Source organism: Prosthecobacter gellanilyticus (genome assembly GCF_007992435.1).
Taxonomy (GTDB): domain Bacteria; phylum Verrucomicrobiota; class Verrucomicrobiia; order Verrucomicrobiales; family Verrucomicrobiaceae; genus Prosthecobacter; species Prosthecobacter gellanilyticus.
This window is the reverse complement of the sequence record NZ_BKAG01000010.1, coordinates 136,601-148,419: the sequence shown is the minus strand read 5'-3', so window position 1 is coordinate 148,419 and position 11,819 is coordinate 136,601. Positions and strand designations below refer to the sequence as shown.

Genomic DNA, 11,819 nt, shown 5'->3' with positions numbered 1-11,819 from the left:
AACGTCTAGTGTCCCGCCAGCGATGCCCTCACCAAGGCCATGCATTCAAGCTTGAGTCCGCTAAGCGGCATCTCTTTCGCTCCTTGCTTGTTCGTGAGTGGGTTGATTCCCTGAGTCAGGATGGTCCTCAGGTGCGTCTGCTGGCAAGGTGTAGAATGAGATAAGATCATGAAGCTTGCTTGCAATGAAATAGGCCGCGGCACCAAAAAGAACGCCTAAAAATGTGCCTGGCAGCTTGGCGTAGAGTCCAGAAACAATGGCTGCATTTACGAGCGCCATCTTGGGGTTCCAACGCTTCCATCCTCCTATCGCCGAGAATAGAACACACGCTAGAATTCCACCTATTCGCATAGCTGGGATAGTCGAATCCGGCGCTTCTATGCCTCGTTGCGCGTCGATGATCTTGCTAACGATGATTGACGCCCCAAGGGCAGCTCCAAAAAGCACGACCAGTTGGATGCAAAATATCTTCCAGGACCATTTCATAAACGGGTAATCAGATTGTGGCGAACGCTTTAAATCAGGCGACGGCGAGCAGCGTCTATGAAACGACAAATGCACACTAGGTCATTGCCTGCATCCGCTTTTATTTGCTGTTGAGTGGCGGTCCTCTAACAACCCTGATTCAGGCAAATGCGCCGACGGTGTGAGCGAAGTCGGTTTTTGAGACCGTATGATGTGTCCATCATGGCTCGTGCAGGTTTTTATTCTATCTTCCTCCATTCAATGATCGCAGCTTCCGCGATGGCAGCCCCGATCAATTATGAAAAGGAGGTGCTGCCGTTTTTGAAGGACAACTGCATCGCCTGTCACAATAAGACGACGACGAAGGCGGGGCTGAACATGGAGACGCCGGAGCTCATGGTGAAGGGCGGTGAGAGCGGGAAGGGGATTGAGGCGGGAGCCGGGGCGAAGAGCCTGATCTATCAAGCGGCTGCGGGGGACTGGGATTCGGAAATGCCGCCGAAGACGAACAAAGTGGGCGCGATGGCGCTGGATGAGAAGGAACTGGCGCTGTTGAGGACGTGGATCGATGAGGGCGCGCATCATGCGGGGCGGCAGGAGAAGGTCATCGCGTGGGAACCACTGTCGGCAGCGTTTGCGCCGATCTTTGCGTCAGGGGTGACGGCGGATGGAAGCTATGCGGCAGCGGCGCGGGGTAACCAAGTTTCTGTCTATCATGTGCCCACGGGGACCCTGGTAACGCGGCTGACGGATGAGGGTCTGATGAAGTCCGGGCTGTACAAGAAGCCCGGAGTGGCGCATCGAGACATCGTACCGTCGCTGACTTTTACTGCTGATGGGCAGAGGCTGCTGACGGGGAGTTATCGTGAGGTGAAGCTTTGGAAGCGTGCCGATGCAACGCCGCGTGTGGTGCCTGCTCCGAAGACAGCGGCGGGAGGCAAGTTCAAGCTGGCGGCAGGAGTGGCGGATGCCGTGTCTTTGGTCGAGCAAGCGACGGGCAAAGTGCTGCGTGAGTTGAAGCACGGCGGTGCTGTGTCGGCCATGGTGCTAAGCCCAGATGAGCAGCGGATCGCCACAGCGGGTGCCGATCACAAGATCAAGATCTGGGAGACGGCGACCGGGAAGATGATGCTGGAGATCACCAGCGATGAAGATGCAGATCGTTTGTTCGCGGAGAAGTCGGATGCCCATGCCCGCGCCTCGGTGGAAGTGGTGTGGCAGAATGAGATGATCAAGAAGGCGGAGAAGGATGTGACGGATCTCGCGGCACGTCTGAAGAAGGCGAATGAGCTGGCCGATCTAGCCAAGAAGGCGCTGGAGGACAAGCGCAAGGACAGCAAGGCCAAGGAGGATGCTAAAGCTGCCGCAGAGAAGGCAGCCCAAGAGGTGGATGCGGAGATCGCCAAGCTTCCGGTGGACAAGAAGCCTGATGAAGGCCTAACGAAAAAGCAGACTGAAGCCCTGGCGAAGGCCGAGAAAGCGGTGAGTGATGCGAAGACGGCGCAGGAGGGCCTGAAGCGTGCGGAGGAAGCCATCACAGACACGGCAGATGAGATCAAGGTGGTCACGGAAGCTTCGGCCAAAGCTGCTCAAGCCGTGAAGGCAACGCAGAATGCCTCCGGTCTTGCCAAGAAAGCGCAGGATGCGGCAGCGGCTGCGAAGACTGAGGCAGACAAGGCTCGCGCCTCGGCAATTCCGGCTCTCAAAGCTCTGGCCTTCTCGTCCGACGGCACTCAGCTGGCGGCGAGCGATGGTGGGAATGTGGTGCGGTTCTGGTCGATGGTGACCGGTCGTGCTGTGAGGTCGGTCACGGTGAGTGATGCGGGCGTGATAGCATCTTTAGTTTGGCCGAGTGATGAAGGGTGCCTTGTCACAGGTGACAAGGGGAGCGTGCTGATTCCGGATGTCTCGCGCTCTGGCTGGACTCTCGAGCGCATGTTTGGCACTGGCGATGGCAAGTCACCGATCACGGACCGGGTGAATGCGCTGGCGCTTTCACCGGATGGTCGGACGGTGGCAGTAGGGAGCGGCGAGCCTTCACGCAGCGGTGACATCACCCTGTGGGACATGGCTTCAGGCAAGATGACGGCGCACTATGATGAGCGGCATCTGGATGCAGTGTTAAGCCTGGATTTTTCACCCGATGGAAAGCATCTGGCTTCCGGTGGCGCGGACAAGGCAGTGCGCATCACGGAGGTCAGCAGTGGCAAGATGGTGAAGCTTTTTGAGGGGCACATTCATCATGTGCTCGGCGTTTCCTGGCGTGCGGATGGGCGTGTGCTCTCCAGTTCGGGTGCTGACAATGTGGTGAAGGTCTGGGACTGGACCACCGGCGAGCGGCGCAAAAACGTGGACGGCTGGGACAAAGAGGTGACGGCGCTGCGCTATCTCGGCGGTGGTGATGCCGCGGCCACCACCTCCGGCGATGGGAAGGTGCGCCTGATCGACAGCAATGGTGCTCAAGTAAAGCTGCTGGAAGGGGCAAAGGACTTCATGAACACTCTCTCAGCGACGAAGGCCGGAGATGTCCTGGTCGCGGGTGGTGAGGATGGCGTGCTGCATGTGTGGGAGGTGGGAACGGGGAGGGTGATCGGGAAGTTTGGGAAGTGAGCGGAGAAGGATGAAGACACGGAGACGCGAGAGCCGGGACCGGATCAAGTGGGCAGCGCTGGCTTGACCGGGCCGGGGGATGGTGGAACGGGAAGTGGTGCCCTTTGATTGTGCGGCACGTATTCTCTCTTTGTTCCCCCGTGTTTCCTGATCCTTCCAAATCCATCCCGGCTGTCAAAATCTGCGGTATCACGCAGGAGCAGCAGGCTCGTGATATCATCGCTCTCGGAGCGGATGCGCTGGGGATTAATTTCTGGCCGAAGTCGAAGCGCTATCTGCCTTTGGAAAAGGCTGGCTGGCTGCCGCGAATCTATGATTCGACCACGCTGGTGGCGGTGCTGGTGAATGCGGATGCGCAGACACTGGACACACTGGTCGAGGAGAGGCTCGTGCACATTTTGCAGCTCCATGGGGATGAGTCGCCGGACCAAGTCGCGGCGTTGATGGATCGTGGTGCCCATGTCATCAAAGCGCTGGCGGTGCGGGATCGTGATTCGCTAGCGCGGATTGGAGACTACCCTTGCCAGAGCATCTTGCTGGATGCCTACAATCCTGGCCTGTATGGCGGGACGGGGGAGACTTTCCCCTGGGATCTGGCCGTGGTGGCGCGGGAGCAGTTTCCGGACAAGCGGATCATCCTCTCCGGCGGTCTGACGCCCGGAAATGTCCGTGAGGCCGTGCTGGCGACCCGCCCGGCGGCGGTGGATGTGGCCAGCGGGGTGGAGAGCTCCCCCGGGATCAAGGATCTGGCCATGGTCCGGCAGTTCATCCAGCAGGCAAAGGCGGGTGCCTGAGCGCTTCCCACCGCTGGACAAGCCGCGCGCGCCATTGTATCTGCGCCTCCTCCATGAAACTCAACCGCTTCACCCTGGCCCTCGTGGCCGCCCTGATCGCCTCGGTCTCCCCGGCCGCGGATAACGATGGTTATACCTCCCTTTTCAACGGCAAGGACCTGTCCGGCTGGAAGTCCAATGACGAAGTTCCCGGCGTGTTCACCGTGGAAAACGGCGAGCTGAAGGTGGCCGGTGGCCGCGCGCATCTTTTCTACGTCGGTGCCGATGGCAATGCGAGCTTCAAGAGCTTCGAGCTGAAGCTGAAGGTCAAGACCACCGCAGGTGGCAATGGCGGCGTGTACTTCGCCACCAAGTTCCAGGAAAAAGGCTGGCCAGACGCTGGCTATGAGTGCCAGGTGAACAGCACCCACACCGACCCCAAGAAGACCGGCAGCCTTTATGGCGTGGTGAACATTCTCGCCCTGCTCCCTGATCAGAAGGAGCCTGAAGGTGGCAAGCACATCAAGGTGCCTCTGGCTCCGAGCAAGGATGGCGAATGGTTCGACTACGTGATCCGCGTGGAAGGCAAGCACATCACCCTGAAGGTGAATGGCGAGACCACCGTGGACTTCACCGAGCCTGAAGGCTGGGATCCTGCGAAGGAACTGAAGAATATGCCCGGCCGCAAGCTGGCTGACGGCACCATCGCCATCCAGGGCCACGACCCGAAGAGCGTGACCTATTACAAAGATATCTTCATCAAGCCTCTCTGATCGATTCGTAGTATATTGAGGGCAGGGAGCCAGGAGCTTTGAAGCCCGCTCTCTGCCCTCTTCTTTTCCGCCGACCTTTCTCTTTTTCAAAACGTCATGCCAGAGTCTGATCTCGCCAACATTGAACTGCGCTCCTACTTCGTGCGCGGGCGGAACTGCCTGCTCGTGCGCGGCCAGTTCTCAGACCTGTACATGGACTACTACCTGCATCTCATGCAGCACGGGATCAAGCATGAGCAGCACCTGGACACGATGCTGAAGGAAGGACTGGCTGCGATGGCGCTGCATCAGGCCTCGCGTCCGCATGATGAACGCTGCGCCTGGACCATCCACATGCAGGATCCGCTGCTGAACATCTTTGTCACTGGCGGTGGCTATCCGCAAAGCCGGGTGACGGGTCGCCTTTTCATGGATGACATCAAGGACATGGGCAAATCCATCATCATCGCCCAGACCACGAGATCAAACGTGCCTCCACGCCAGAGCATGGTCGAGTTTCAAGGCATGGATGTGCTGGCCGCCGTGGAGCATTTTTACACTCAGAGCGAGCAGCGTCCGACACGTATCTTCCGTCTCGATGATGAGGAGTTCGTGCAGATCTCGGCCGAGCCGGATGCGGATACCGCGTGGCTCAAAAATCTGCGCCAGGAGGACATTTTGAAGCTGGACCAGTTGGAGGTGCTCTCGCTGCTGGAAACGCGCGGCTTTGTGTTTGACTGCGGCTGCACGGTCGAGCGTATGTTCCCCATGCTGAGCCGTCTGGCGGACGAAGACCTCGACTACATTTTTGAAGAGGGTCCTGCTGGCATCACCTGCCCGCGCTGCGGCGCGAAATATCAGGTGCCGCGTGAGATTTTTGATGCCTGGCTGGCCGCCCAGAACCAGAGCCAGGATCAGGACAAGGCGTGAGCCACTACTTTTTATAAGACATGTCTGCTATCGCACCATCCCCAGCGCCTAACTACAAGATCGGCAGTGAAAAGCTGATCAAGGTGCTGCCCAATGCCTCCAACAAGCTCCTCAGCCTGCTGACGAAGCAGGGCCGCGCTGAACACGGCGCGCTGCGCGTGGCGGTGGTCGGCGGAGGCTGCTCGGGTCTGCAATACAAGATGGACCTCGTGGATGGCCCGGCGAACCGGGACATCATGGTGACCTCCAATGAAGTGCGTGTGGTGATCGATCCCAAGAGCGCGCTCTTCGTGACGGGATCTGAGCTGGATTACAGCGATGACCTCCAGCAAGGCGGCTTCAAGGTGACGAACCCGAACGCCGTGGTGACTTGCTCCTGTGGCGAAAGCTTCGCCGCGTGATGTAATGTATTATGGCAGACTACTTTAAGCTGCTGGGTCTGCCGCCGCGTGCTGCACTGGATGAAGCCGCGCTTCAGCAAGCGTATCTGGAGGCCACGAAGACGGCTCATCCAGATCAGGCCGGTGGCGATGCGGCACTGAGCGCTGAGCTAAATGCTGCCTTGGAGGCGCTAAGGTCTCCGGTGACGCGGCTGAAGCATCTGGTCGATACCCGTTCAGGTCTCGGCTGGCGTGCCATTCCGCTGGAGGCAGGCTTGATGAGCTTGTTTGAGAAGCTGGGGCCGCTGCTACAGCAGACGAACGCTTTTCTCACCCGCAAACAAGCTGCCACGAGTGCGCTGGCAAAAGCGCTGCTGGCTTCTGAAGAGATGCGTTTGCGCGAGGCTTTGGAAGGTTTGAATGAGTTGATCGAACAGGAATGGCAGCGACTGGAAGTGCTGCTGCCGGAGTGTGATGAAAGGCTGGCTACTGGAGATGATGCCGCGTGGAAGGATGTGCAGGCGATGCAGGCGAAGTTTGCTTATCTGACCAAGTGGCGCGCACAGATCCGGGAGAGGTTGTTGGGGTTGATGCTGTGAGCTTTAGACATCACGTGTCATAAGCGGTGTCGACGATGCAAGGGTGCCCTTGCATCTCTGCCACACGCACTCCGGGACGCTTCGCGACTTCGACGCTGGTGGTTGCATACGGGCGTTGCTAGCCCTCCCAGACTCCAAATCCCCTTTTCTAATTCTGGTTAGAGCAACTCGTCTACGAACCGCTTGGAATCAAAGGCCTGGAAGTCTTCGACCTTCTCGCCCAGTCCGATGAAGCGGGTGGGGACTTTGAGTTCTTGCTGGATGGGGACGAGGACACCGCCTTTGCCGCTGCCATCGAGCTTGGTGACGATGAGGCCGGTCAGTGGGATGGCTTTGTGGAACTCGCGGGCTTGCTGCAGGGCGTTGGAGCCGGTGGTGGCATCGACGACGAGGATGATCTCATGCGGCGAGGTGGGGTCTTTGCGGCCCAGCACGCGGTGGATCTTCTTCATCTCCTCCATGAGGTTGTGCTTGGTGTGGAGACGGCCGGCGGTGTCGCAGAGCAGGAATGAGGCGCCGGTTTTGACAGCCATCTCATAACCTTCGAAACAGACGGCGGCGGGGTCGCTGTTCGGCGGACCTTTGACGAGGGGTGCGTCCAGGCGCTGGGACCAGACCTGGAGCTGCTCCACAGCGGCAGCGCGGAAGGTGTCGGCTGCGGCGAGGACGACCTTGTGCCCGGCATGCTGAAGCAGGTGGGCGAGCTTGGCGGTGGAAGTGGTCTTGCCGACGCCATTGACACCGACGATGAGCAGCACCTTGGGACGGCCATCGGCAAAGGGTGTCAGATGCGGGACAGATTCCGGGAGGATCTTGCGCACATGATCGCGCGCCACCTGGACGATGTCGGCGCCGTGGAGCTTGCGCTGCTGGGCCTGGAGGTCGCTGACGATCTGGAGGGCGAGCTTGGGACCGAGGTCACCGGCGATGAGGGAGGCCTCGAGGTCATCCCAATCGATGTCGGGTTTGGTGAAGCGCTGGATGAGAGATTTGAAAAAGCCGGCCATGCGGGGGATGGAAAAGAGTCTGAGTGTCCATGAAGAGGGGGCTTGTGGACGTCAAGGGGGCAAATGGGTTGGGGAATGACGAATGACGAAATCCGAATAAAGAAGGGGGCGGCAAGGGGCTATGTGGCCGGTTGATCGGTGGAGTGGTGAAGCCTTGATCAGAAAGGGCCTACGGAATACGCGGAAAACACGGAAAGGGATCAAGGCCAGAGAGGGGGATGGAAGAACGGGCGGTTTGGGGCGTATCAGGGGCCGTGCTTCGCTTCCTGTCTGTCCTCCTTTTGATCTCCTCCGCTGCGCAGGCGGAGACGGTGGTGTTCAATCGTGACATCCGGCCGATCCTTTCGGACAAGTGCTTTCACTGCCATGGCTTTGATGAGAAGAACCGGAAGGCCGGGCTGCGGCTGGATTTGCATGCGGAGGCCCTAAAGCCTGCGGAGTCGGGTGCGATGGCGATCGTTCCCGGCAAGCCGGAACAAAGCGAACTGCTGTCCCGCGTGCTGACGACGAACGAGGATGATCTGATGCCGCCGGTGAAGATGCACAAGCCGGTGACCAAGGCGGAGGCAGAGCTGATCAAGCAATGGATCGCCGAAGGAGCGGAGTATCAGGGGCACTGGGCCTTTGAGCCGGTGGCTGCATCCAAAGCGAAGAGCATCGATGAACTGCTGGAGGCGCGTCTGAAGAAAGAGGGACTGGGTTTCTCAGCAAAGGCCGATGCCGAGACGCTGATCCGTCGGGTGACGCTGGACCTCACGGGGCTGCCACCGACGCCTGAACAAGTCACTCGTCATGCGAAGGACTTCACGGAAGCTTCGCTTGTTAGGTTGGTGGACGAGCTTTTGCAGTCACCGAGCTACGGCGAGCACATGGCCCGGGAGTGGCTGGACTTTGCGCGCTTTGCGGACAGCAATGGATTTCAGACGGACAGCTCACGCAGCATGTGGCCATGGCGTGACTGGGTGATTTCGGCCTTCAATGCGAACGAGCCGTTTGACCAGTTCACCATCGAGCAGATCGCCGGGGATCTTTTGCCGCAGCCGACGCAGGCGCAGATGATCGCCACGGGGTTCAATCGCAATCACCGCATCAATGGCGAGGGCGGGATCATCGATGAAGAGTGGCGGATCGAGAACATCATCGATCGTGTAGAGACGACGAGCTTCACCTGGCTGGGACTGACGATGAACTGTGCTCGCTGCCATGATCACAAGTATGACCCAATCACGCAGAAGGACTTTTATTCGTTCTTCGCCTTCTTCAACAACATCGAAGAACGCGGAAGCATCCAGGGTGCCTCGAATCGCAGCGGTGGCAATTCGCTGCCGATCATGAGCGTGACCACGCCGGAGCAGGAGAAGCGCATCGCGGCTCTCAAAGTGGAGATCACGGCGGCTGAGAAGGTAGCGAGGGAATCCCGCAAAGATCTCCCGACACTGATGGCTGCCTGGGAAAAGGAAGGTGCGATGAAGATGCAGGAGCAGAAGTCCGCGTGGACGATGATGGAACCTGTGCAGGTGGTGTCCAAGCTCGATGATAAGGGCGCAAAGTTAGTTCGGCAGCCTGATGGCAGCTATCTGGCCAGCGGGCCGAATCCGGCGAAGGACACCTATATTTTTGATGCTGCGATGCCGAAGGACGGGGTATCTGGATTCTTGCTCGAGTGCTTCCCCGATGCGTCACTGCCGGAGCAGAGCCTGGGGCGCAACTCGAACGGGAACTTTGTGCTGACGGATTTCGATGTGTATGTCCAGAAGGCCGGTGGCAAGCCGGAGAAGCTGACCGTGACGAAGGTGGAAGCGGACTACAATCAAAAGGGTTATGAGATCACGAATGTGATCAAGAAGGGCAAGGGCAGGGGATGGGCCATCGACGGGCCTACCAAGAAGGAAAACAGGAGAGCGATGTTCCTGCTTGATCGTCTGGTAAGTCCGAGTGCTGGTGCCCAAGTTCTGCTGCGTCTGCGCCACGAGGCCATCGGCTATCACAACATCGGCCGCTTCCGTATCTCGAGCACGTCGCTTCCAGCGAATGCGGTGAAACTTCAAGGCAATGCGGATTTGAGCCGTATCAAAGCGATCCTGGCGGAAGCTGTGGAGAAGCGCAGCGCTGCGCAGAAGAAGGAACTGGAAGCCTACTATCTGGCCACTGTCAGCAGTCCGGTGAAGCTGGCAGAAGATGCGCTGGCAGCGAAGACGAAGGCATTGATGGATTTCGAGACAGCGCTGCCCACGTCCATGGTGATGAAGGAATCCTCCAAGACGCGGGACGCCTTTGTTTTGAACCGTGGCGAGTATGACAAGCCGGGGGAGAAGGTGGGCATGGCCGTGCCTTCCTGGCTGCATGCGATGCCGAAGGGTGCGCCGATGAACCGTCTTGGCCTAGCCAAATGGTTGGTCAGCACTGACAATCCGCTCACGGCCCGTGTGTGGGTGAACCGGCAGTGGGAGCGGCTGTTCGGCGTAGGGTTGTGCAAGACCACGGAGAACTTTGGTTTTCAGGCGGAGTATCCCGTGCATCCGGAACTGCTGGACTGGCTGGCCGCGGAGTTCATGAAGAGCGGCTGGGACATGAAGCATCTTATCAAGCTCATGGTCACAAGCCGCGCCTATCAGCAGAGCACCAGGGTAACTGCTGCCTTGCTGGAGCGTGATCCGGATAACCGCCTCCTGGCCCGTGGACCGCGCTTCCGTTTGAGCGGCGAGGTGGTGCGTGATCAGGCGTTGGCGATCGGCGGGCTGTTGGTGCCGAAAGTGGGTGGGCCGAGTGTGCGCCCTTACATGCCGGAAGGTGTGTGGGATGAGACAAGCAAGTATGGCGACCTCCGCGGCTACAAAGCTGATGCGGGCGAGGGGCTGTATCGTAAGACCATGTACACCATCTGGAAGCGCACGGCAGCACCGCCGACGATGATGCTCTTTGACGCGCCGACACGTGAGATCTGCACCGTAAAGCGTAGCCGCACGAACACACCGCTGCAGGCACTGGCGATGCTGAACGAGGTTGCCTTTGTGGAGGCCCAGCGTGGCCTGGCCGAGCTCATGATGAAGCAGGCCGACACGGCAGAGAAACGATTGGCCTATGGCTATCTGCGAGCGACGGGACGGACGATCGATTCCCAAACGCAGGGTATCCTTTTGAGCGGTCTGCATGAGCGCCTGGAATGGTTTGCGTCGCACCCAGACGAGGCGCAGAAGGCGATCGCCCAAGGGGCTTCAAAGGCTGATCCAAAGCTGGATCCGGTGGAACTGGCTGCTTACACGACCACGGCTGGGGTGCTGATGAACCTGGACCGCGTGGTCACTCGCGATTGATCTGCGGGCTCTTTGCTTTCGAGGCTGGACAGTAGGCGGGATGTCGTCTCAAATGCGCGCGCTCCTGGAAACGGGGCACTTTTTCTCACCAAACCACAACAACTCCGACAACATGGGTAAAATCCAATTCGGCTCCGAAGTGTACACCTGGTTCATGCAGGGCACGGGCAAGGGCTACGACAACAAGCTCGATCACATGATCAAGGTGGCCTCCGAGGCCGGTTTCACGGGCATCGAGCCCATGGTGCTCGAGATCTCTGAGAGCGCTCTTGGCTGCTCCAAGTACTGGCTTGGACCGCAGATCGATCCGATCAAGATGAAGGACACCCTGCAGCAGTACAATATGAAGCTGGCAGGTCTGGCGCTGGTTTGCGCTTGGGATGGTGAGGGCGAGGCTCCGAATGAGAAAGCAGCCACCGACTTTGCGATCGACTATCTCAAGCATTTCCCTGGATCGATGCTGGGCACGGTCACTCTGCCTTCCGGCCGTAACAAGGACCTGCAGAAGCGCCGCCTGAATGTGGCGAAGAACCTCAATGCAGTGGCCCAGCGCGCGCATGACGCAGGTCTGAAGGTCTCCTACCATCCGAACAGCCCGCCAGCCTCCATCGTCCGCACGCAGGAAGACTATGATGTCGTCCTCAGCAGCCTGGATCCGAAGGTCACAGGCTGGACTCCAGACGTGGGTCACATCATCCGCGGTGGCATGGACGTCATCGCCACGCTGAACAAATGGCAGCACCTGGTGAACCACATCCATTACAAGGATTTCTCCGGCAATGGAGCCGAGCCTTGGGCGCAGATGGGCACCGGTAAACTGGACTTCCACAAGATCACTGAATGGCTGGTACTGCGTAACTATGAAGGCTGGATCATCTGCGAAGATGAGGCGCACATCGCGGTGGAAGACCCAGATGGCGTGACCATGCAGAACGGTGAGTGGTGCAAGACCAACCTGCATCCGATCACGGCTTGATGGTTTGCCTAAC

The 11,819-nt window shown here is 59.0% G+C and carries 10 protein-coding genes; 8 read left to right on the top strand and 2 right to left on the bottom strand.

The features are described from left to right. Positions 1-60 precede the first annotated feature (60 nt). A complete protein-coding gene (locus tag BGE01nite_RS09155) occupies positions 61-486 on the bottom strand; it encodes a hypothetical protein (RefSeq protein WP_146850142.1) in 426 nt (141 codons plus the stop codon). 258 nt (positions 487-744) lie between these two features. Here BGE01nite_RS09155 and BGE01nite_RS09150 point away from each other — a divergent pair, with 258 nt between their 5' ends. The 6 genes from BGE01nite_RS09150 to BGE01nite_RS09125 all read left to right on the top strand — a co-directional run bounded on the left by BGE01nite_RS09150 (position 745) and on the right by BGE01nite_RS09125 (position 6,509). Beyond that, positions 745-3,075: a c-type cytochrome domain-containing protein gene (locus BGE01nite_RS09150; protein ID WP_170266687.1), complete on the top strand. Its 2,331-nt coding sequence runs from the start codon at positions 745-747 to the stop codon at positions 3,073-3,075. A gap of 140 nt (positions 3,076-3,215) precedes the next feature. Next, positions 3,216-3,869 (top strand): phosphoribosylanthranilate isomerase, encoded by a 654-nt coding sequence (locus tag BGE01nite_RS09145; RefSeq protein ID WP_218032942.1) that lies wholly within the window; start codon positions 3,216-3,218, stop codon positions 3,867-3,869. A gap of 53 nt (positions 3,870-3,922) precedes the next feature. Further along, positions 3,923-4,621, top strand: coding sequence for a 3-keto-disaccharide hydrolase (locus BGE01nite_RS09140; RefSeq protein WP_146850140.1), 699 nt, complete (start codon positions 3,923-3,925; stop codon positions 4,619-4,621). 96 nt (positions 4,622-4,717) lie between these two features. Next, entirely contained in the window at positions 4,718-5,530 is an 813-nt protein-coding gene (locus tag BGE01nite_RS09135; protein WP_146850139.1) for an Hsp33 family molecular chaperone HslO, read from the top strand. 20 nt (positions 5,531-5,550) lie between these two features. Beyond that, a complete protein-coding gene (locus BGE01nite_RS09130; RefSeq protein WP_146850138.1) occupies positions 5,551-5,931 on the top strand; it encodes a HesB/IscA family protein in 381 nt (126 codons plus the stop codon). Positions 5,932-5,942: 11 nt separating this feature from the next. Further along, on the top strand, positions 5,943-6,509 hold the full coding sequence (locus tag BGE01nite_RS09125; protein ID WP_146850137.1) for a J domain-containing protein: 567 nt from the start codon (positions 5,943-5,945) through the stop codon (positions 6,507-6,509). Between the two features lie 158 nt (positions 6,510-6,667). Here the strand turns inward: BGE01nite_RS09125 and ftsY are convergent, their stop codons facing one another. After that, entirely contained in the window at positions 6,668-7,516 is an 849-nt protein-coding gene (gene ftsY / locus BGE01nite_RS09120) for a signal recognition particle-docking protein FtsY (protein ID WP_146850136.1), read from the bottom strand. Between the two features lie 254 nt (positions 7,517-7,770). Between ftsY and BGE01nite_RS09115 the strand changes: the two genes are divergently transcribed. Beyond that, positions 7,771-10,830: a PSD1 and planctomycete cytochrome C domain-containing protein gene (locus tag BGE01nite_RS09115; protein WP_218032941.1), complete on the top strand. Its 3,060-nt coding sequence runs from the start codon at positions 7,771-7,773 to the stop codon at positions 10,828-10,830. A 112-nt stretch (positions 10,831-10,942) separates the two neighbouring features. Continuing rightward, complete coding sequence (locus tag BGE01nite_RS09110) at positions 10,943-11,806, top strand: sugar phosphate isomerase/epimerase family protein (RefSeq protein ID WP_146850134.1); 864 nt, start codon at positions 10,943-10,945, stop codon at positions 11,804-11,806. Positions 11,807-11,819: the final 13 nt, after the last annotated feature.